We start from the raw sequence: 21,190 nt of genomic DNA on the forward strand, positions 1-21,190 counted from the left end.
AAAGTTAACTTATTGAGCCTTGTATCCAGAAGCGCGCAAAATCACGCCCACTTCAGTGAACACTTGTTAACAATGACGTCGGATCTTTTTTTACTCTCTTAACAAAACAGAGTCAAAAATTTTTTACAAAATCTTTTAATTTATTTTTTCCGTTCAAAATCCTCTACAGGAAAAACATAATACACTGTAAAAATTGACTTTATAATCTCACAACAAACAGACAGACTTAAAAACATCGTTATGGAGTCGAACGCATCTTTGTGCCAGGAGCTGCCACGGGCTCAACATCCTTTATGAGCAATTCAATAGAAGTGATGCCATTATAGGTCTCAAGTCGAGGAGTAAAAGCAGTCTTAATTTGCTGTCCAGCCAGCGATGGACCAAGAACATCAGCCTGACGCCAAGCTTTTGCCCTCAACGTCTGACTCGCGGCCTCGTCGCGAAGTTGCATTGAAACATGATTTTTGCCAAAAATTTTATACGATCGCACACTGACTTCAGGCGTCGTAAAAACCGGCTCAGGGTTTCCGAGACCAAACGGTTGCATGAGTTCAATTTCTTTCAATAACCCCAAATCAATGTCACGAAAACTCAGCTCCCCATCCACTCGTAATGTAGGATATAGACGAGACTCACCGAGTTGAAGTCGTGCTTGCTCATGAAATCCTTCACGTAATGCTTCAAAATTATTTGTATCGAGACTCAGTCCCGCGGCCAGTTTATGTCCACCAAACTTTGTCAAGACGGGAGAAAGTTGATCAAGCGCTGCATAGAGATCAAATTCACGAATACTCCGACCGGATCCTTTTAGGATGCCATTCTCATACGTCAGCATGACCACAGGCTTATATTCTGCTTCAACCACACGTGATGCAACAATCCCAATGATACCAGCATGCCAATTTTTTCCACAGAGAACCAAACCAAGCCGATGAGGTTGCTGGGCCGCCTGCTCTTTTGCTTCCTCCAAAATACGATCTTCTTCGCTTTTTCGTTGACTGTTTAAATCATCCAGTAAAGCGGCCAATGGCCTTGCTTCATCAAGATCTCGAGCCAATAATAGAGCGAGGGCTTCATCTGCCGTATCCATACGTCCGGCAGCATTGATACGAGGAGCAAGGCCAAACCCCACCTGTCCGGCGCCCATGGCCGCAGCAGGAGCAATGCCGGCCACTTCTTTTAATGCATGAATTCCAGGCCGTTTTGCTTCAGCCAAAAGTAGCATGCCGTTTTTCACAAGAATACGATTCTGTCCGGTCAACGGAACGACATCGGCAATAGTACCTAGCGCCACGAAATCAAGAAAACGGCGCACATCTATACGTTCTCCTGGCAATGCATTATTGAGTCCGGCGGCAAGAAAAAACGCTACGCCAACCCCGGCAAGGTCGGTTCCAGCGTTTTCACCGAGTTTAGGATTACAGATAGCTGTCGCAGGCGGTAGCGTTGACGGAGGCAAATGATGATCCGTCACAACGAGCGCCACCCCAAGTTCTGCTGCTCGCTGTGCTTCTTCATGACTTGCGATTCCACAGTCGACGGTAATAATTAAATCAATTCCCTGTTCAGCTAGACGTTCGATCCCAGCGCAGTTCAATCCATACCCTTCTGCACTGCGTTTGGGTAAATACGCCGTGGCTTCAAGACCTTTTAATCGAAAGAAGTCGAGCAGAAGAGCCGTGGATGTGACACCATCCACGTCGTAATCTCCCCAGACAGCAACACGTCCTCCCCGATCGAGACACGCTGCGATGGTTTTGACGGCCGCATCCATTCCCGGCAGAAGCGAAGGGGCCATAAGGTGACGCAACCCCGGACTCAGATAGACATCCATCTCGTCTATTCCGGATAACCCACGAGCCCATAGCAAGCTGGCTGTCAATTCCCGAATGCCCAACGAATTGGCCCATTGTGTAAAATTTACAGGGGCAGCATGTCCTACGCGCAACACCCAATTTTTGGTCATGTCACCACTCCATTTGCCCCTATTGGTCTATGAGGGCTCTATCAGTAATCACAATGAATGGATAGAAAAGAGGGAAGAAAAGAGGTACAGGCAAGCACAAACGAGCACGACGTCTTGATTACATAAGAGCCTGGGCAAGTTGTTCAATATTTCGAGACTCCAACACAGCGCTCATTGTTTCGACGGCTTCAACTTCCTTCAGTCCAAATTTGGAAACAACCCTTTGCCATGGGCAATTATGCGGATACTCTGGGTCGTCAAGGAGATGAGCCAAAGCGTCAGCTGTACATAGAGTTAAGGCCTGTTTTTTAAATGACGGGGCATGTATTGGTGAATGATGCCAATTCACCGGCTCGGTCAATTCTTCAGGTAAATACCAGGATTTAAGGACCATGGACCCGATGACCCCATGTTCCAACCCCCAATACTGGTCTTCCGCATCGGGATAGCTCATCGCTTCATCATGCACCATATGATAGATTGCTGCGAAGTCATCACTGCGATGCAAAGCCGTTATGATTTTGCCGACGTCATGAAGAACACCCGATGTAAACAGATTATCCGCATCGAGATCTGGTTGGCGCGTGGCAAGCTCGGACGCAATAACGGCAACACTCAATTGGTGCGTCCAATATTGCTTCAAGTCAAAACCATCAGGGAAGATAGCTTTTCGGGCCAACGATGACACCCCGAGGGCAAGAACCAATGTACGGATTTCATTAAGTCCGAGAATTGAGACAGCTCGTAACACGGTGTTGACTTCAGACTGCAAGCCATAAAATGCCGAATTAGCCAATCGCAGGACTTTAATGGTCAAGCCCTGGTCCTGGTTTATGGTTTCGGCCACATCATGAAGGCTCGCCGTTGAACCAGAATCGGTTTGGACAAACAATGTACTTAACATTGCCGATGAATATGGCAAGTCGTGCTTGAGACTTGGTAACTCCAAAAGAAACTGTTGTCCGCGTTCGTGATTCATATTCTTTCTACAAAACGATTAGAGATCGATCTTCAAACTTGTTTTAGGCCTGGGCCGTGAAGAGTCACCACTCTTTCTTGTCACCTCTCCTAAATTTGACGCTGGCGCTGTATCGGCAAGATCAGCAATAAGAGGGACTGCATGGGATTTATTTTCCTCGCTGAGCAAGTTCTGATCAACAAGATACTTGATGAATTTCTTCGCTTCCATCAAATTGGGATTACAGGACAACGATTTCGCCAAGTATTGAAAACATTCATCAATACTCTTTTTCTCAAAAAACGCTCGAGCAATATTATAATACAGATTTTCATCTGTGTCTGCCAATTCTTCGGCACGTTTGTAATATTCTAGAGCTTGGTCATGCATATTATTTTTGCGCAAATTGATGCCAAACTCATTGAATAAGTGCTTATGTTCTTGCTCAAAGGCAGCATCAAGCCGCACAAGCCGTTCAAAGATATCCTGCGCTTTATGAGTTTCCCCTCGATCAAGGTACGTCAATCCCAGCCCAAAGTTTGCCCGGACATTCTCTTCATCCACCGCCAAGGCTTGGTCGAATTCAAGTTCGGCACTGAAAATTTCGCCTTTTTTCCGGTGTGATTCCCCTTTGGAAATCGTCTGATCTAATTCTCGAATTTTAGGGTAAACGGTTTGGACATAAAATTCCGGCTCGGGTGAAAACTTATCGAGCAATTCATCCATTGTGATTTTTCGTTTCGGTCCAGATGGAATATAGTTCTTATTGAGCGGTTGAATCTCCAAGAGATTCACATCTTTTTGCTCAACAAACCAAAACGTTTTCTGAATCGTTTTTCGTGTTGTCGTTCCCGTTCCAATTTTTTGGATGGATTGACTGGAAAAAACGCCTTTAATATTTTCCTGTTTGCCAAGCTTTTTGACCATTCCTCGAACAAGATCCGGGTCTTTTTGAGGTGTTTTGTCGACAGATGTTCTGTCTTCACCCTGCTCAGTCATGGCTTGCCCCTTATTTCTCTGCTTCATGGCAATATTCGGTTTAAAACGAAACTCTACTCTTGTTAGGTCTCAGCTCCGCGCAAACTGAATCTATCGTACATTCATCGAACCGACAATCACCAAACATCCGTTTCTGTCAATAAAACACATAATTCCGTTTTCCTCAGAAATAATTCACGGAAGTCCATTCTCACAGTATGTCCTTACCATTCGGCAAGCAAACGATCCAACACCCCCGGCAAAGATTCGCGTTTCGTTCGCTCGGCCAAATAGATGGCACGTAAGTCATAGTACGCAAGTTCAAGCACATCATTTACGATAATGTAATCAAAATGACGTGCTTCATTTAATTCTGCACGAGCATTGTCCAAACGTCTGGCAATAACCTCTGGAGCATCAGTTGCACGACCGACAAGTCGTTCGACCAATACTTTCTTTGAGGGTGGAACAATGAAAATATATGCGCCTTGTGCAAGGTTTTGTCGGAGTTGATTTGCTCCCTGCACATCAATATCAAAGAGTAAGTCTCGTCCTTGCTCAAGAAAATCAAGCGTGGCCTGTTTCGGGGTTCCATAAAAATTATCGTGGACATTAGCCCACTCAGCAAAAAAACCAGCGTCGCGACGTCGCAAAAATTCGTCTTTGTCTAAAAAATGATAGTCTTTGCCATCAACCTCCCCCGCTCGAGGCTTACGTGTTGTGCACGACACAGAAAAAGCAATATTACTATATTCCTTCATTAACCGCTTAATGAGAGTACTTTTGCCTGTACCTGAGGGGGCGCAAATAACAAGAATGACACCACGACGTTCAATCTTCATTGTCCGGTTCCTCCTGACTAAACCGCTGGCTTATGGTTTCGGCCTGAATAGCTGACAAAATGACATGGTTGGAATCGGTAATAATAATTGAACGCGTTTTGCGTCCTTGAGTGGCATCGACAAGTCGGTTCCCGCTCCGCGCATCTTCACGCAGACGGCGCATAGGTGAAGATGCGGGGTTAACGATCGCAACAACACGCGAATTGACGACAAAGTTCCCGAACCCGATATTGAGCAGTCCGTTTTTTTGCATAGATCCCCTCGGCGACCTAAACTTGGTCTCCGGTTCTGTTCGAATTTATCGTAAAGGTCGGTTATTCAATATTCTGCGCCTGTTCACGACATTTTTCAAGTTCGGCCTTAAATTCTACGGCAATCTGACTTACTTCAAGACTCTGTGCCTTATTGGCAGACGTATTGATCTCACGGAAGCACTCTTGCAAGAGAAAATCCAATCGCTTGCCGATATGATCATTGTCTTGCAAAAGGGAGCGTAACTGCTCCAGATGTCCAGTCAATCGAGTCAACTCTTCGGTGATATCAAGTCGATCGGACAGGATCGCGACCTCTTGAAGAACTCGTTCCTCGGAAGATTGCATCCCGACGGTTTCAAGAGCCGTTTTGATACGCTCAACCAAAGCATCGGTTTTGTCTTTTTTCAGCACAGGAACGCGCGTTTTCAAGTCATCCAATAAGGTTTGCATGCGCATGACCCGAGCAATAATATCATCGGCCAACAGTTGGCCTTCGCGATCACGTGACACCCGAAAATCTTCCAATGCTTGGGCAAGACCGAACGACAACTTTTCAACAAGTTTCGGATCAGTATTTTCTCCGGCATCGCGCCATAAAAACGACGTATCGAGCAAACGGTTAATATCAGGAGTATAGGGAATATTCATATCCTGTGCGAGACTGGACAACTGCTCGAACATCGCCCGTGCCATTGGTTTATCCAATGTAATGGATAAGAGATCAGCACGTTGAGGTTGAAAAATAAGTGAAATTTCAACTCTTCCCCGTCCGGCATGAGCCTGAACGATCTTTTCCAACGCTTGTTCGTGACTGCGCAAGAATACGGGCAATCGCCATTTAATATCAAGAAAACGGCTGTTGACCCCACGAATCTCCCATAACTGGGTAAAACCGTCATCTTCAATCAGACATCGTCCAAATCCGGTCATGCTCGTCGGCATGGTTGCTCCTTAATTTGAAGGCATGCATTCGGCGAAGAGCCGTTATGTGTGCCTGGGTTTCTTTGCTTTTATAGTCGGGGAAAGTCCAGGGAAAGACTTGCCATGTCTTTCCCTGATACATCAAAGTAAGATCGCCGAAAATTCCTTGACCAAGATAAATGCGATGCGTGAAGTTTTTCCCAGTAGCCAAAACAAGGCGTTCCTGAGTTATAAATCCGGGATCAAGATTCACTCGTCGTCGATTATCGGACCGAGCGAAATGATTTTCAAGCTGATTTGTGTACAGCTTGATGTCGACAAGTGTATCTTGCTGAAACAACTGCTTAAAACCAACAAATTTCCGGGAAATCGATTCTCCAAGTTCCGCATTGTAGTATGACGTATGATCAAAAGGCAAACACGGGCTCTCATAGTCAATAGTCCCGAAATGTTCTTCAAGACGTTCCTTGAGTTCGGGCCACACCTCGTCCCACTGCGCTGACATCACAGACATCATAAGTTGGGCTGGAACGGGAATTCGGGGTGTACTCATACATCGCTCCCCGAACTGGAAACACTCTCCTCTGGCTGAACTAAAATGCTATTATCTGTTGCGGTGAGGGGGGTGACCGATATAAGGCCTGCGCATTCACTCCCTTTCAGTTGAATATCTTGTGACATCGCGCATTCAACATAATATTCGCACACTCCATGAACGGGAGCTGTTCGTTCAACCGCCATAGTCAAATGCGACATTGATGCAACGCGACGAATAAAAGCGACTTTCGCATCTGCGGCAACACGACGCAGAGCGGCAGCTCGTGTTTTTTTGACAGACGCCGAGACCTGTCCTGAAAAAGTTGCCGCTCGTGTTCCCGGGCGCTTCGAATACGGAAAGACATGGGCATAGGTCAATGGCATATCCATCACTGTTTTCAAGGTCCGGTCAAACATATCGTCGGTCTCTCCAGGAAACCCAACTAAAAAATCCGCACCTAAAGCGAACACAGGCCAAAATGCCGTGACGTCATGGAGACGCTCCAAGATTTTTTGAGGAGAGTAATGGCCCCTCCCCATTGCTCTCAACACATCACGGTCAGCACTTTGCATGGATAAATGCAAATGGGGTGTAACAAGGCGTGAGCCAGCTAATATATCCAACGCTGATTCCGTTAGCTGAGCAGGATCGAGAGAGCTGAGACGAATCCTTGAGCGACCGGCAAACTCAGGAGCAAGAGTAGCGTCGACTTCGGCGAGGAGATGAAAAAAATCACTTCGCTCTGGCTTGTCATATCCATACAGTCGCAAGTTAATACCACTTAAAATAACTTCCCCATACCCAGCCAGAAAGAGTTGACGCACTTCACTGATGACGGCATCGGCCGGCTTGGACGCCAATGATGATCTGGCCAGCGGGACGATACAATATGAACAGTGTTGAATGCACCCATCTTGGACTTTTACCACGGGTCTCGATCGTCCAAAAGCTGTCAGCGGCCCCATGATAATCTGGTGCTCTCCTGCCAGTTCAGCTTTTGCGCACTGGTCCATAACCTGAATACGATCGGGGAATGAATCATCAATATCGAGAGCTTTTGCACAAAACATTTCCGGTGTGGTTTGGGCCGCACAGCCTGAAACGAGAATCGTCGCATCAGGCCAATCTCGTGCGACGCGACGCACAAGCTGTCTGGAATCAGCAACAGCCTTGGCCGTTACCGCACAGCTATTGATCACAACGAGAGAAGGAGACTCTCCGTTTTCAGCCTCATGAGCTCCCCGAGCCACAAGTGCTTGATGTACAGCTTGACTTTCATATTGGTTGATCTTGCAACCGAGTGTGAAGATACGAAAAGCCGTTGAGCTATCCGCATTTTCCTCATCTATGACAGAACATTGTGGCATGGTTGCCGATAGAGTATTTATCATTATGCAGGATTGAGTTTTGTCCGTGAACGAACAATGGGGTCCAACACCCCGGTCTTTTTCATTTTTTGGTCTATCTCATCATTTGTGCCGGAAACCGTCACAAGAATACGGTACAAAGTCGTACTCTCAACTTCCACCGGCTCGACAACAGGGACAAACCCGTCACGACGGAGCATACGTACATAACGATTGGCAGCATCCTGTGTTCCCAAAGCGGCAAGCTGAAAAACCACCGTATAGCGTTCTGTTGACGAAGATTGCGTTTGCCGACTGTCCCCCGCATCCTCAGCTATCCCATATGATGGCGTGGCATGCTCCAAAACTTGATCTTCGGGCAATGCAGCCGGTGGATTTTGTTCGGTGCGAGACACTCCGGATTCCAGAGACGTCCAGACAGGAATCGGCATCGTAGCTGTAATGAGCTCCACTCCGGGAATAGATTGCTTGCCTAGTTCCTGGACACGAAACAGCAAGAAGAATTCTTTATTTGCTTTCGCTGTGGCCACATCATTGATTAATGCTGAAGCCAGGTTATCCATTGCATTGCAGGTCTTGGCTTTTTGAGACCGCCCTTTGACCCCACGGATAAAATCCGTTCGAAACGGCAAACGATCCCGTTCAAGGCGGTCAACGGGGATACGTTTATATATAATGGTATAAGCCGAATCCGGGCACACAGTATTCCCGCGACACGAACTTCTCCACGTCAGTTTTTGTGATTTAACATTATCGACGACTTCACTGATGGCCAAAACCGTATTTTGTCTATCTGAAACCAGGTCTTCAAGTTCCTGTAACAGCGCACGATTACATTCACATTGCCGAGAATCGGCCGGTAAGGTCTGAAAGTTCCCGACATCACGGCGTAAATCCGAGAGCGATGTAATATCTCGTTGAGGTGTTGCAGCGGGCTTTGGTGAAGGAGTCAACTCCTCCTGGATGATTGAGCATCCTCCAAAACAGAGGAGTCCGATGAAAACCGCACAAACAGCGCAAAGCCCCCCTAGACCACTCTTGACCCCGGCCCTTTCCTGGTTGAATACTAATGTCGGCATATCCATTTATCCTTAACGAAGTCGTCTTGATCGTTTTATGCGTCGGATGCGACGCGAGCAGCGCATCCTAGCAAAGACGCCCTAAATTTCAAACGTCTTCAATTGGCCTGAAATCATATTCTCGTGGTTGCTAGCCTCTGAATTGAAGTGTCATCTAAAAAGGAGTTCATCATGCATATTCGAAAACATGTTTCTCATCTTGTTGTTGCCGTGGCTATCCTTTTGGCTGTGCCAAATATTGGTTTTACTGAAGACTCGATGTATCCCCCTGATAATCCCGTTATAGATACGGAAAAAGAACTCGAGATCGGGGTGACACTCAAAAAAGAATGCGCGGATGGAGACGCCGCCTGCAAAGCGGATTGCGCTTCAAAAGATGGCGACGCCCAAAAAGAATGCCTGAAATTATGTGAAGAATCGTATCAACGCTGCTTAGCGGTTTCCCAAAATCAACCGTAAATACTTGATGCACAGAAACGCGGTCTGTCCAGCAACAGATGCCGGGCAGACCGCGTTTCTTCATCAGGCGGCAATTGGATATTTAGATATCTTTGCCGACGAGTCTGATTAAACGAACAAGCTGGTTGGTAAAACCGGCTTCGTTGTCGTACCAAATAAGCAATTTGGCCATGGTTCCATTAATGACCGACGTTGTCAGGCCGTCTATGACACCACCATGTGTGTCGCCTGTGTAGTCGATGGAAACCAGGGGCTCATCACTGAATCCCATGTGCTCATTGGCATTTTTTCTCAACATATCGTTGAGTTCTTCCGTCGTTGTCGGTTTTTCCAACTCCAGGACAAGGTCGACAATGGAAACATCGGGAGTGGGAACCCGAACAGCCATACCGTCCAGTTTACCCTTCAGTTCTGGAATAACCATGGTCACGGCCCGGGCTGCCCCCGTTGTGGTCGGAATCATGGACATACAAGCAGCTCTGGCTCGACGAGGATCCTTGTGAGATCCATCGAGAATACGTTGACTCATCGTATACGCATGAATTGTCGTCATCAGGCCATGTTTTATACCGAACCCATCGTTGACGAGCTTCGCAACTGGAGCCAGGCAGTTCGTTGTACAGGAGGCATTAGAAATAATACAGTGCTTTGCCGGATCGTAATCCCCGCTATTGACGCCTGTCACAATAGTGACATCGGCATCTTTTCCGGGGGCACTGATAACGACTTTCTTGACACCAGTGGCAAGATGTTTTTCGCATGACTGACGGTCGACAAATTTTCCGGTGCTTTCGACGACCATATCACAGCCATAGGCTCCCCAATTCCAGTCAGCCGGAGCATTGCGCGTCACTGGAACCGATTTTCCACCAATGACAAGACCATTGTCATCGTAACCGACGTCAAAGGTACAGGTGCCGTGAACAGAATCGTATTTCAGCAGTCTGGCCAGGTCTTCATTGCTGGCGCGAGCGTTGATGACCGCGATTTCGAATTTTGAATCATTGTGGAGCAGACGCACCAGATACCGACCGATGCGGCCAAATCCATTCAAACCTATCTTCAAAGCCATTTCTCTTCCTCCTGGAAAAGTCCTTCGACAGCGTGCAGGCGTCTTTGTAGCACTTCACTCAGCAACAATGCCGATCACATGTCGACCTGGTCGCCATGTTCCCCAAACCACACATAGCATACCGTGTCGGCCACGGTACGCTTAGACTGGAATAAAACGGCGCCCATCGCCCCACACTTCAGAAGAACGCCGCAAAGACCTCCAACGAGCACTCGATATACGATATCACGTTGGTTTAAACTCGATACTGACTAAGCTTGTCCAGAACAGCCAAGCACGTTTTTAATTTTATGTTTCACCATATTCTTCACGGCTTCACGCGCCGGTTTGAGATACTGGCGAGGATCGAAATCGGTTGGGTTTTCAACGAAATGTTTGCGAATAGTCGCTGTCATTGCCAACCGGATATCCGTGTCGATATTAATCTTGCATACTCCGGAAGCGGCCGCTTTACGCAGAAGCTCTTCCGAGACGCCTTTCGCATCACCGATTTGCCCACCGTACTTATTGGCCATTTGAACGAATTCTTGCGGGACACTTGAAGCACCATGCAGAACCAGCGGGTAGTTCGGCATCATTTTACTGATTGTGTCGAGACGCTCGAGATCAAGCTTGGCTTCGCCTTTGAATTTGTAGGCACCATGGCTTGTTCCGATGGCAATGGCCAAGGAATCACATCCCGTCCGTTGAACGAATTCTACGGCTTCATCGGGATCGGTATACACATTCTCTTCCGAATGCACTTCGTCTTCAACACCGGCCAAACGACCAAGTTCCGCTTCGACCCAGACTCCTTTGCCGTGAGCATATTCAACGACCTGCTTGGTCAATGCAATATTTTCATCAAAAGGAAGATGCGAACCGTCAATCATAACAGAAGTGAATCCACCATCAACGACTTCTTTGCATATTTCAAAATTCTGTCCATGATCAAGGTGGAGAACGACAGGCAGATCCGTCACTTCCAATGCGGCTTCCATGAGTTTGATGATATAATTCTGGCCGGCATACTTGCGAGCACCTGCCGATACTTGCAAAATAAGAGGTGAATTCTCTTCTGAACCAGCCTCCATGATACCTTGAATTATTTCCATATTATTGACGTTGAATGCACCAACGGCAAATCCACCATTGTAGGCTTTCGCAAACATCTCTTTGGGAGATACGAGCGGCATGGTTTCCTCCTTGGGTCAAACGGTGTTGTATTCGAAACATTTGGTATTGATTGCCAAATCAGCTAAAATGAGAGGCTTGTTCAGCATAGCGAACAATTCGCATTTGAACAAAGCAGCGCATGCTGCATGGCCGCCCCGACAAACTCGCCAGGATCATACGTCGTCTGTTCGGACATGTCGATATGTTTGGAGAAATATTGCATAAAAGAAAGGCTGATAATGATTATATCGATTTAATAAATCAAGTTTACTAATTTATATACAAAAATTCTTGCACGTGAGAAAGAATACCATGATACTGCGACAGTGGAGTTACCGAGTCGTTTCAACAGCAACGACGGTTCCATTTTCATCAAATTCGACAGCCACAGAACCATGAGTTGCCGTAACATATGTTCGACATGGCAACGCCTCCATCAAGCTCAAAACTTCAGGCGACGGCAAGACCCCGTGTCTCCAATAGCCGGCCGAAGCCAGGCAAATCGACGGACGAACACGACGATACCATGCCTCATCAATACTTGTACGACTTCCGTGATGCGGCAATACAAGAATTGCAGCTTTTTCATCCCGAGCCGAAGTTCGTAGTAACTCCAGTCCGCGTTTTTCTATGTCTCCAGGAAAAAGTGCGAGTCCCACCCCATTTTTTGTCAATCGTACAACAAGTGATTCATCGTTGGCAGATCCTGAAAACTCAGAAGTTGGATGTAAGACTTCGAGATGTAGTCCAAAGCCGAGTGACAGATCATTACCGGCGTGGAGAGTATGTATCGGGATTCCCGAATAACGAAGGTCGTGAAGAAAATGTCGTCCAGATTGCGAAGGAGCCGACCGACCATTGCAATAAAAACCATCAATGCGAAGAGCGCGTAGGAGATAAGGATATCCACCAAAATGATCAGACTCTGGATGGCTCAATATGGCCATATCAAGATGAGGTTCCCGTCCATTACTCAAATATGGTCCTACGACAAATCGTCCAGCATCAAAAGAACCGAACCCACCCCCCGCATCAATCAATATACGTTGGTCATATCCGTATTCCACAACAAGACTTTGGCTTTGTCCGGTATCAAGCAAACGGACAACAACATGGTCGCGGTTGGCACCCAGACGTACGACGAAAGCTGGAGTAAGGACCAAAAGAATGCCGACAATGGCAATGTATCGGCAGTATTGAGCATTTCGCCGGCCCATTGTGGCACCTAACGCAATCAATAATAATGCATATCCGATAATGGCAGGCCACGTCGGTCTCCAGACAACGACAGGATCAAGCAAGCCGGTTGTATCGAGCGCAAAGAGTCCATCAATAAAGAACTGACAAATTGTTGCGGCCATGTTGACGAGAATAGCCGGAAGGGTTGCGGTATGAAAAACAAAGACAAGAATCAAAGACACCAAGGTCAAAGGGAACACAACGCATGACAAGAGAGGTGGCCATACCAGGTTCAGGAGAATGTGCGGTGATATTTCACCGAATGTCCGAGCGGTCACGGGTAAAACGGCAATTTGCGCGCACAGCGAAACCCAAAGCAGGGAGAATATGCCGTTGAAAAACGTTTGTATTGCCGAGTGACAACCGTGATCAGACAAAAAGAGCAATGCCTTGCGGCGTATACGCCGACCCAAAGGCCAGAAACAGACAATGCCTGCCACAGCAAGTCCCGATAGTTGCAATCGAACGTCAAAAACGGCTTGGGGGTCAACAAAGACAATGGCGGCGAATGCGGCGAAAAGGCCATCCAGCAGAACATGTCTTCGGTTTGTCAACATAAGAAGGCCGAAACAAGAAAACATGAGCCCGGCCCGCAGCAATGACGGCGAAAAACCTCCGAGCCAAATATATATTGCAACAACGGGAAATGCTAAAATCACACCGAGCTTGGCACGCGGGATAAAAAGAAAACACTGTGGTCGTATATACCCGATGGCATATGAAAGCGCGAAACCAAGCAACGCCACCATACCGACGTGCATACCGGATAACGCCAACGTATGCGCCAAGGCTGCACGACGAAAAAGATCAACCACCTGATGGGAAAGTGCTGAACGATCCCCGGTAAACAAGGCGAGCAAAACCGCATTTCCCTGATTGACGAGCTCATGATTTTCACCCAACAAAAGGTGCTCTATCGCTTGGCGAAAGCGGTCTTTGGAACCACTATGCCGTACGATCTCAACAGCACCCTGCCCTTGCTTGAGATAGGCTCGGGTAAAAATACCTTGCCGCTGTCGGTACAAATCGTAATCAAAGCACCCAGGATTTTTCAGACCGCGTATTCGTTCTATGCGATCAGTAAACGTCACGACATCTCCGGAGAAGGGAACAATTTCCGGATAACGCATGGTCAGAACCAACTTTTCCGGCAACGTGTCCTTGCTACCATCAACGCGGTGCACATCGCGGCAAATAACGTCGAATCGTTGATCTGGCTTCCGTTCAACACGAACAACGACACCCTGTACTCGAACCGGATGTTTTGACTCCACCCAGGGGGGAAAAGATTGTGGTATAGCAGGAAGACTCAAGACACCCACAGTAATCCCGAGAAGAAAACAGGCTGAAAAGATAATGAGGGAACATTGCCTGGTTGAAAGGAGTCTATTTAATCCGACCAACAGCAGGAACCCGAGACAGGCTCCCCAACCATCTGCTGTGGCATAACACCCTAAAATCCAAGCGAGAAAAAAAAACTGCCACGCCACAAGGCCGGGCGTTACTTCCGAACTCGTGGCATGGCGTGTCATATCAATTCCGTCATGAGAAGAAATCGAACAGCTGGTATCACGCCTCCTTGGCGCGAGTAATGTCGGCTCCGACAGACCGGAGTTTTTCTTCCATAGCCTCATATCCGCGATCAAGGTGATAAATACGCTGAACTTCAGTGGTGCCTTTGGCCGCAAGCCCAGCAAGAACGAGACACGCGCTGGCTCGTAAATCCGAGGCCATGACTGGAGCGCCCTGAAGATGTTCGACTCCGCGAACAAAGGCCGTTCGGGTTGTGCATTTCACATCAGCACCTAATCGAACCAACTCCTGTACATGCATGAAACGATTTTCGAAAATGGTTTCCTTGATGGTGCCTGCCCCTTCGGAGACACACATAAGCGCCATGATTTGCGCTTGCATATCGGTTGGAAACCCTGGATATGGCAACGTCGTTACGTCAACACAACGTACGGTTTTACGAGCCGTGACCACAATGGCATCATCGCTGTCGTCTTGTATATGGACTCCCATATCACGCAATTTATGAATGACGGCTTCCAAGGCATGCGTTGGGCAATTCACCAGTTCCAGACTGCCACCGGTAATCGCTGCGGCAACCATATATGTTCCTGCTTCAATGCGATCGGACATAATGGGATACGTGCACGATGTCAGCGAATCCACGCCCTGAATAGTAATGACACTCGTACCGTGCCCATGAATTTTGGCTCCGCACGCATTCAGAAAATTGGCCAAATCGCATACTTCGGGCTCACGAGCGGCGTTTTCCAAAATGGTTTCGCCCTCCGCCAAACTGGCGGCCATGAGAAGATTTTCTGTTCCGCCGACGGTGGGAAAATCAAAAGTAATGTGGGCACCGTGCAACTTCTTGCAACGACCATCGATATAGCCGGAATCAAGATCGAAACGGGCTCCCATCTGCTCCAGAGCCGACAAATGCATATCGACCGGGCGTGCACCAATGGCGCAACCGCCGGGCAAGGCAACACGCGCTCTGCCAAGTCTCGCGAGAAGCGGACCTAAACACAGCACCGAAGCTCGCATGGTTTTCACAAGGTCGTATGGTGCTTCAAATTGCAACTCGTTGGCTTGCTTGACCTGCACCGTATTGCCTTCAAATTCGGTTTCACAACCGAGTAAGGTCAAAAGACGCAAGGTGGTATGAATATCGCGCAACCGCGGCACGTTTTCATAGCACACACCGCCATCAATAAGCGGTGCAGCCATGAGAATAGGCAAGGCGGCATTTTTGGAGCCGCTGACGGCAATGCGGCCAGAAAGGGGAAGACCGCCCCGGATAACAAGTTTGTCCATGGTCGCCTGTTCCTTGTTTTCTTTCTTCTTGGGTTATGGCGAATACGTAGCGGCCAGACACCAGCCGCAACCGCTCAAATGCATACCGGCATCACTCACCCCGCGCAAGAGTGGAGATTTTTTTTAAAAAAATGAAAAAAGATATTGACGACCGCAGCAAGTTTACCTAAAAAGTCTGCTCGCACGGTGGCTGTAGCTCAGTTGGTAGAGCACCTGGTTGTGGCCCAGGTGGCCGTGGGTTCAAGTCCCATCAGTCACCCCATAAATTTCTTAAGAATAAGGCTGGTTTAAAAGACTGGCCTTTTCTTTTTCCTACCCTATTCCTACCCTTTCGCGGGAAAACGGCCCTTTCCCTGTCCCTCATTCAGAAAGACTTTCCCCCTTTTTTGCCTAAATGAGAGGCAAGGGTGAAGCGCCTGCCTTAGGCCCCATCGACTGATCCACAACTTCATACCCCATCGACTTATACCCGCTCAATCGTTTATTCCACATCCGTGCAAGCTGGGGATGGTCATGCTCACAATAATCATAAATACGAACATGTTGTTTGAGGGAGTGCTCACGGTGAAGACGCCCTGCGTATTGTTGAAGCGTTCCCTTCCAAGAAATAGGCATCGCCAGGAAGAGCGTATCAAGCGGCGGATGATCAAAGCCTTCACCTACAAGCCTGCTGTACACTGAAGAGCGTTGTTTTGCAGTCATGCGGCCATGTAAAACAAAACAGTTCTCCAACTGGGGCTCAAGAGACTCCTGAAGGATTTGGAGATGTCTTGTCCGCTCCGTCAGGAGAAGTATTTTTCTACCTGCTTCATATGCTTTAAGGACATGCTGGATGATTATATTGTTCCGCTTTTCATCTTCAACAATGATGCGAAAAACTTCTTGGATGGAGTCTTCGGGAAGATCTTGTGGGGCATCAAGCTGATACGCGAAGACTTCAAGATTCACGGGCGCGTTTTCAGGCATCTTTGCCTTGTGGACGATATCTCCACACTGCAAAAATAATATGGGGTGATGACCATCCCGTCGAATGGGAGTCGCGGTTAGACCTATGACATATTTGGCTTTTGCCTGCTTGAGAATGGCCTCGAAGGAATAGGCGGATATGTGATGACATTCATCAACGATGACCTGCCCATAGTTATCGAGAAAGGTCGCAAGGTCCTCCCTTCTACCGAGTGACTGCATAATCGCTATATCGACTTTTCCTGTTGGAAGGTCCTTTCCCCCTCCTATCACACCGGGAGGCGAAGGAAGGTCGAGAAATGATGACAATCGCTCCTGCCATTGACGCATCAAATTGGCCCGGTGAACGAGGACCAACGTGCTTACTTTTCGCTTGGCGATGAGCGCCGCCCCGACAATCGTTTTCCCAAAGGCGGTGGGTGCGCATAATGTCCCGACATCGTTTTTCAATATGTCTTTGAGTGCTGCCTTTTGGTCTTTCCGCAGGTTGCCCCTGAATCGTGCTTTAATTGGGGCTCCAGCCAGTCGTTCGTCTTGAATTCTTGCTCCAACCTCGTTCAGTTGCAGCAAATTTTGCACAGCAGGAAAGCATCCACGCGGCAGGCCAATATGCTGAGGATAGTTCTCCGCACAGCCAATGATGCGGGGCTTGTCCCAAACAGGCATTCGCATGGCCTGAGCTTTGTAAAATTCCAAATTCTGGAAAGCGGCAAGGCGTATCAATTTGTTGAGTAACGGTTGAGGCACATTATCTTTTTGAATGAAAATTTGATTTGCCAAGACGACATCAAGTGGATGCCTTCCGCCTGCTGTACGGAGTATGGCATCCTCCAACTCACTTCGAGACAACGAAATCAGCGAAGCAAGAAAGCTCCATTGGTCTGGATAAGGCGTGAAATCATCACGGACAAAAACGCTTCCGCCCCTTTCTCTTGGTATCTTTTGCAAAGGAAGGGCGATGAGATTGCCAAAACCGCCTTTGGGCAGAGTGTCCTGATTGGGGAAGAGTCTGTCGTAGCTTTCCAACGACGATTGCCTCAACCGAGCGCAGGTATGACAGATCAGAGCTGTGCCCAAACTTCGCGCCTCTCTAGCTGAAACTGCTTCCGAGAAGAATATCCAAGCATGTGCGCCATTACGGGACCGTGATATTTCCAATGCCGCTGGGACATTGATCTCATGGCAAGATTCCATGAAGGCCGTAGCGTCTTTGCGCCATTCAGCCTTGTCAAAATCAACAGCCAAAAACAAACACGTATCATCGGGCAACAACGGATAAACACCCATGGTTTGCTTGCCCGTCAAATGATCATAAATCTCGGCGTCAGTAACTGGTTTCAATGACCGGTTATCGCATAAAGCACATTTCACTTTCGGCTTATGACAAACTCCAGGCCGCCATTCATTGCTGCACGCTGGTGAATATCCGGCTTTCCCCGTTTTTGCTGATTCCCACCTCAACGGGAATACATCTTGTCGTCCGCGAAAGAGACGCTTGAAAAGAGCTATCTTTTCAGATGGGGTCATTCCCGCAGTGCAGGTATCATTAGAGATAGCAATGGCTACTTCTTGTTCGTTTTGAGCAGGAGGCGCTTCCCAGGCAATGCCATGCGAATCGAGGAGAGATTTGAGGCGTGAGTTTTCTTCTTTCAGGAGCGCAAGGTCATCCTGGAGTTTCTTGAGTTCATCTTTGGGTTCAGATTCGTTCATTGTTGTGGGGGGAACAGTCAGATCACGGCTTCAGTCTTCCAACCGTTCTATGGCCTTTTTCCAAGGCAACCTGCGTCCCGATTGTTCCATCTTCTCGTACGCAGCCTTAGCGATACTTATCGTGATCTTTTCGCTCTTCACCATCTCTTCTACAAGCCATATCCTGCAGTGGACACTCACACCTTCCTCTTCAGCCTCCATTTCCAGGTGCTTATCCCCTGTGAGAAGTGAACAATTTTCCTGTTTGGCCAATGCCAGTGCAAAGAGGTCATTCCGGCTGGGGTGTCTGTAGGACTGCATCATTTCCATTGCGACAAGCATGGACTCTGCACTCAATGCTCTTTGCTCCAGCCCATAGTCCAGAAAATACGCATGGAATTCGGAAAGCTCCTCAACGAAAAGGATGTTGGGAATAATGAATTGGCATTTGAGACTGAACATGGAGACAAGCAGCCCGCCTTCCTCCATGTCAATCAAGATATTCGCATCACTGACAAGGAGCAGCATCTATCTCTTCCATGCTACGGTAGCGACGGAATTTGTCCAAAGGAAGGCTGAGAAGTTCAGCAGCCTTGGAGTCCCCGATGTACTCTTCCGCAAGGGCGTGGAAAACAAGGTTGCAGAAAACCTTGCCCGTCTCGGAATTAACCGGCTCCCCAGGCTCACATTTGCGCCACCCCTTCTCTCCGAACTGGATGTTGAGGTGCTTGTAGTACCCTTCCTTGATGATTCCCAGATCAAGCGCCCGGCGTATGATCGCGGCCATGCTGAGCCCAAATTCATGCTTGAGCGACAGCACCTCGCGAAATTCAAGAGAAGAGCGCTTCTGGCCTAAATAGGCTTTGACCGAATAATCGGGAAACAGAAAGGCCCCCGCAAAACGATGACAAGCCTTTTCACTGTCAAGTTCGTCACTCAAACGGTTAGCGAGAACAAGGTGTCCCAACTCGTGAGCCAGGGTAAAACGCTGGCGATCTCCAGGCCAATATTTCCCAACAACGACAACAGGAGATTCTGCCGCATAGGCCAGCAGGCCATCAAACTTGGCGTCTTCTCGGGCATCAATGCAAAAGACGCGGATGCCTTTCATTTCCAGCAGATCAATTAGAACCGGGATCGGATTCATCCCGAGGTCCCATTGATGCCGGACATGGTTGGCAACAACCTCAACCTGATCATAACTCTGAATCTTGGCGGGCAGACCTTCTGGAAGAGTGAAGGTTTCCACAGGCGTTTGGGGGAACAAGCCCTCAAGTTCCATGCGCCGTTCAATTTGATCCAGAATTTCGTGTGTAATCGCCTGCAAACGTTTTTTCGGAAGACTACTCTGCTTCCGATAATCAACTTGCGACAACGTAATCTTTTCAGGCCGGAAAAAATACTCGGACCGAACGCCAAGCACCTTGCCCAGCTTCAGCAGGGTTGTCGAATCAGGCATGGCTTGATCCTTCTCAAACTTGTTGATCCACGTATGGCTAACACCCACCTCCTCGGCCAAACTCCGCAGGGACAGGTCGGCGGCCTTTCGTGCGCGATGCAATCGTTCACCGATCATGGCTTCATTCTCCTTGTTTACAAATGTAGTCTCTCTTCTCATTTTGTAAACTAAAAGATAAAATGAGGCACTACTTTTTGTGCAAAAAATGATAGCGTGGGAGGTGCCCATTGGAGATGGAAGTCCCAAATAGCTGCTACCCCTCTTGACCAAAGTTCAAGAGGCCTATGATAGCACCTCTTAATACACTGTAATAGCCAGGAATTCTTTGGAGAAACCACTTAAATGCCATACCTGGATAACGACTACGAAGCGTTGATTTTCTTCAACTTATTTCGGCACGAGTGAACACTCTTGCTGGAAAAGCATAGGAATCTGGGGAATCCAGGTTCACCGAAGGTTCACCGAAAAGTGACGCTCACAGACATGCGAAAGCTTTGTACCTGCCCCCCCGGCCTTTAGGCCTGGCGGGGGAGGTTCAGTGGTACCTAAAGTGGTGCGTGACACGGTCGGTTGCCAAACGATTTTGGCAACTTACTTGGCAACAAGAGTGGTAACTTGCTGGTAACCAAGGCCAAGTCCTCGTATTTTGTAAAGCCATGCGTGTATTTTTTATACGGCTGCATTTTCACCCAAACGAGCAAAGATAAGTGTTCATAGGGATATCGAGACAGTCGATTTGTGAAAAGTGAACTATTCTCAAACTTGATTCTCTAGCGTGAACCTGAGGCTCAATCGCCCCCGTATATTTTGACGCATGGGAAGGATCCTTTTTTTCTTTCCACGCCATAAGCAATGTACTTTTCAACTTAGGCACCACTTCATTTTTCACTGGTGCCTTGAGGTGGTGCGTGACACGCTCGGTTGCCAAACGATTTTGGCAACTTGCTTGGCAACTCACGTGGAACGCTCGGTGGAACGGTATTCACTGTGGTGTTCACAAAAGCCCTCAGGAACCCCTGTTTTCTCTGGAAAAATCTTCTGTTCGCTGTTCACATGAGTGTTCACAAAATGATGCCTCTCCGTCACCCTACTCATTCAGAAGCAACCGTTCTTCTCTTCCCTTGACCCACAATCAAGCGCCTGCCCCCCCTCATTCACCAATTCTCACAGACTTTTCCCAGCTCAGTCAACACTGCATCCTCCACCATGATTAACCGGCTGCTCCACCACCGAATTTTTCAGGGGGCCGGTCAGCGTTTCAACAAACCGTGCCCTGAAATATATTCGGGGTGAAACTGACGAGGATTGAACTCCTGACCTCATAAATTCAAGAGGCCGTGGGTTCAAATCCCTCCAGCCCACCAAAAAATTTCCAATACATTGGCCCGGTTATCCTTCAAGATAACCGGGCCTTTTCTT

At 48.0% G+C, this 21,190-nt stretch carries 17 protein-coding genes and 1 tRNA gene; 2 read left to right on the top strand and 16 right to left on the bottom strand.

Translation table 11 applies throughout. From position 1 onward, the window contains the following. Positions 1 to 238 precede the first annotated feature (238 nt). The 9 genes from recJ to G451_RS0117845 form a co-directional block, all read right to left on the bottom strand. Positions 239 to 1,966, bottom strand: coding sequence for a single-stranded-DNA-specific exonuclease RecJ (recJ, locus tag G451_RS30195; protein WP_051261642.1), 1,728 nt, complete (start codon positions 1,964 to 1,966; stop codon positions 239 to 241). 118 nt (positions 1,967 to 2,084) lie between these two features. Beyond that, positions 2,085 to 2,945 (bottom strand): HDOD domain-containing protein, encoded by an 861-nt coding sequence (locus G451_RS0117810; RefSeq protein WP_027185314.1) that lies wholly within the window; start codon positions 2,943 to 2,945, stop codon positions 2,085 to 2,087. Between the two features lie 18 nt (positions 2,946 to 2,963). Next, positions 2,964 to 3,851 (bottom strand): tetratricopeptide repeat protein, encoded by an 888-nt coding sequence (locus G451_RS30200; protein ID WP_051261652.1) that lies wholly within the window; start codon positions 3,849 to 3,851, stop codon positions 2,964 to 2,966. Between the two features lie 275 nt (positions 3,852 to 4,126). Further along, positions 4,127 to 4,744, bottom strand: a complete 618-nt coding sequence (gene gmk, locus G451_RS0117820; RefSeq protein ID WP_027185315.1) for a guanylate kinase — start codon at positions 4,742 to 4,744, stop codon at positions 4,127 to 4,129. Beyond that, entirely contained in the window at positions 4,734 to 4,997 is a 264-nt protein-coding gene (locus tag G451_RS0117825; protein ID WP_027185316.1) for a DUF370 domain-containing protein, read from the bottom strand. The genes gmk and G451_RS0117825 overlap by 11 nt, the downstream gene beginning before the upstream one ends. Before the next feature lie 61 nt (positions 4,998 to 5,058). Continuing rightward, positions 5,059 to 5,940, bottom strand: coding sequence for a YicC/YloC family endoribonuclease (locus tag G451_RS0117830; protein WP_027185317.1), 882 nt, complete (start codon positions 5,938 to 5,940; stop codon positions 5,059 to 5,061). After that, on the bottom strand, positions 5,900 to 6,472 hold the full coding sequence (locus G451_RS30205) for a DUF4416 family protein (protein WP_051261643.1): 573 nt from the start codon (positions 6,470 to 6,472) through the stop codon (positions 5,900 to 5,902). Before G451_RS30205 ends, G451_RS0117830 begins: the two co-directional genes overlap by 41 nt. Further along, positions 6,469 to 7,824, bottom strand: a complete 1,356-nt coding sequence (locus G451_RS30210; protein ID WP_051261644.1) for a MiaB/RimO family radical SAM methylthiotransferase — start codon at positions 7,822 to 7,824, stop codon at positions 6,469 to 6,471. Before G451_RS30210 ends, G451_RS30205 begins: the two co-directional genes overlap by 4 nt. 23 nt (positions 7,825 to 7,847) lie before the next feature. Further along, positions 7,848 to 8,903: an SPOR domain-containing protein gene (locus G451_RS0117845; RefSeq protein ID WP_027185318.1), complete on the bottom strand. Its 1,056-nt coding sequence runs from the start codon at positions 8,901 to 8,903 to the stop codon at positions 7,848 to 7,850. A gap of 171 nt (positions 8,904 to 9,074) precedes the next feature. Between G451_RS0117845 and G451_RS0117850 the strand changes: the two genes are divergently transcribed. Next, a complete protein-coding gene (locus G451_RS0117850; RefSeq protein ID WP_027185319.1) occupies positions 9,075 to 9,362 on the top strand; it encodes a hypothetical protein in 288 nt (95 codons plus the stop codon). An 82-nt stretch (positions 9,363 to 9,444) separates the two neighbouring features. Here the strand turns inward: G451_RS0117850 and gap are convergent, their stop codons facing one another. The 4 genes from gap to murA all read right to left on the bottom strand — a co-directional run bounded on the left by gap (position 9,445) and on the right by murA (position 15,657). Further along, on the bottom strand, positions 9,445 to 10,434 hold the full coding sequence (gap, locus tag G451_RS0117855) for a type I glyceraldehyde-3-phosphate dehydrogenase (RefSeq protein WP_027185320.1): 990 nt from the start codon (positions 10,432 to 10,434) through the stop codon (positions 9,445 to 9,447). Between the two features lie 251 nt (positions 10,435 to 10,685). Next, positions 10,686 to 11,609: a class II fructose-1,6-bisphosphate aldolase gene (fba, locus tag G451_RS0117860; protein ID WP_027185321.1), complete on the bottom strand. Its 924-nt coding sequence runs from the start codon at positions 11,607 to 11,609 to the stop codon at positions 10,686 to 10,688. Between the two features lie 312 nt (positions 11,610 to 11,921). Next, entirely contained in the window at positions 11,922 to 14,360 is a 2,439-nt protein-coding gene (locus tag G451_RS30215; protein WP_034642726.1) for a DNA internalization-related competence protein ComEC/Rec2, read from the bottom strand. Between the two features lie 37 nt (positions 14,361 to 14,397). Further along, entirely contained in the window at positions 14,398 to 15,657 is a 1,260-nt protein-coding gene (gene murA, locus G451_RS0117875; RefSeq protein ID WP_027185323.1) for a UDP-N-acetylglucosamine 1-carboxyvinyltransferase, read from the bottom strand. Positions 15,658 to 15,843: 186 nt separating this feature from the next. Between murA and G451_RS0117880 the strand changes: the two genes are divergently transcribed. Next, positions 15,844 to 15,919, top strand: a tRNA-His gene (locus tag G451_RS0117880). Positions 15,920 to 16,047: 128 nt separating this feature from the next. Here G451_RS0117880 and G451_RS30220 read toward each other — a convergent pair. From G451_RS30220 to G451_RS0117900, 3 genes are read right to left on the bottom strand one after another with little or no spacing between them, the layout of a single operon-like run. Further along, positions 16,048 to 18,333, bottom strand: a complete 2,286-nt coding sequence (locus tag G451_RS30220; RefSeq protein WP_051261645.1) for a TOTE conflict system archaeo-eukaryotic primase domain-containing protein — start codon at positions 18,331 to 18,333, stop codon at positions 16,048 to 16,050. Between the two features lie 30 nt (positions 18,334 to 18,363). Further along, entirely contained in the window at positions 18,364 to 18,840 is a 477-nt protein-coding gene (locus tag G451_RS0117895) for a PIN domain-containing protein (RefSeq protein WP_027185324.1), read from the bottom strand. Next, on the bottom strand, positions 18,821 to 19,888 hold the full coding sequence (locus tag G451_RS0117900) for a helix-turn-helix domain-containing protein (RefSeq protein WP_027185325.1): 1,068 nt from the start codon (positions 19,886 to 19,888) through the stop codon (positions 18,821 to 18,823). The genes G451_RS0117895 and G451_RS0117900 overlap by 20 nt, the downstream gene beginning before the upstream one ends. Between the last annotated feature and the right edge of the window lie 1,302 nt (positions 19,889 to 21,190).

Source organism: Desulfovibrio inopinatus DSM 10711, assembly GCF_000429305.1.
Lineage (GTDB): Bacteria > Desulfobacterota > Desulfovibrionia > Desulfovibrionales > Desulfovibrionaceae > Alteridesulfovibrio > Alteridesulfovibrio inopinatus.

Bases quoted from the DNA above. Each gene is read 5' to 3' on its own strand.
- G451_RS0117850 (WP_027185319.1), top strand. From the start codon at position 9,075: ATGCATATTCGAAAACATGTTTCTCATCTTGTTGTTGCCGTGGCTATC.
- G451_RS0117845 (WP_027185318.1), bottom strand. From the start codon at position 8,903: ATGCCGACATTAGTATTCAACCAGGAAAGGGCCGGGGTCAAGAGTGGT.
- G451_RS30215 (WP_034642726.1), bottom strand. From the start codon at position 14,360: ATGACACGCCATGCCACGAGTTCGGAAGTAACGCCCGGCCTTGTGGCG.
- G451_RS0117895 (WP_027185324.1), bottom strand. From the start codon at position 18,840: ATGCTGCTCCTTGTCAGTGATGCGAATATCTTGATTGACATGGAGGAA.
- murA (WP_027185323.1), bottom strand. From the start codon at position 15,657: ATGGACAAACTTGTTATCCGGGGCGGTCTTCCCCTTTCTGGCCGCATT.
- G451_RS30200 (WP_051261652.1), bottom strand. From the start codon at position 3,851: ATGGTCAAAAAGCTTGGCAAACAGGAAAATATTAAAGGCGTTTTTTCC.
- fba (WP_027185321.1), bottom strand. From the start codon at position 11,609: ATGCCGCTCGTATCTCCCAAAGAGATGTTTGCGAAAGCCTACAATGGT.
- G451_RS30205 (WP_051261643.1), bottom strand. From the start codon at position 6,472: ATGAGTACACCCCGAATTCCCGTTCCAGCCCAACTTATGATGTCTGTG.
- G451_RS0117825 (WP_027185316.1), bottom strand. From the start codon at position 4,997: ATGCAAAAAAACGGACTGCTCAATATCGGGTTCGGGAACTTTGTCGTC.
- G451_RS30220 (WP_051261645.1), bottom strand. From the start codon at position 18,333: ATGAACGAATCTGAACCCAAAGATGAACTCAAGAAACTCCAGGATGAC.
- G451_RS30210 (WP_051261644.1), bottom strand. From the start codon at position 7,824: ATGCCACAATGTTCTGTCATAGATGAGGAAAATGCGGATAGCTCAACG.
- recJ (WP_051261642.1), bottom strand. From the start codon at position 1,966: ATGACCAAAAATTGGGTGTTGCGCGTAGGACATGCTGCCCCTGTAAAT.
- gmk (WP_027185315.1), bottom strand. From the start codon at position 4,744: ATGAAGATTGAACGTCGTGGTGTCATTCTTGTTATTTGCGCCCCCTCA.
- G451_RS0117810 (WP_027185314.1), bottom strand. From the start codon at position 2,945: ATGAATCACGAACGCGGACAACAGTTTCTTTTGGAGTTACCAAGTCTC.
- G451_RS0117830 (WP_027185317.1), bottom strand. From the start codon at position 5,940: ATGCCGACGAGCATGACCGGATTTGGACGATGTCTGATTGAAGATGAC.
- gap (WP_027185320.1), bottom strand. From the start codon at position 10,434: ATGGCTTTGAAGATAGGTTTGAATGGATTTGGCCGCATCGGTCGGTAT.
- G451_RS0117900 (WP_027185325.1), bottom strand. From the start codon at position 19,888: ATGATCGGTGAACGATTGCATCGCGCACGAAAGGCCGCCGACCTGTCC.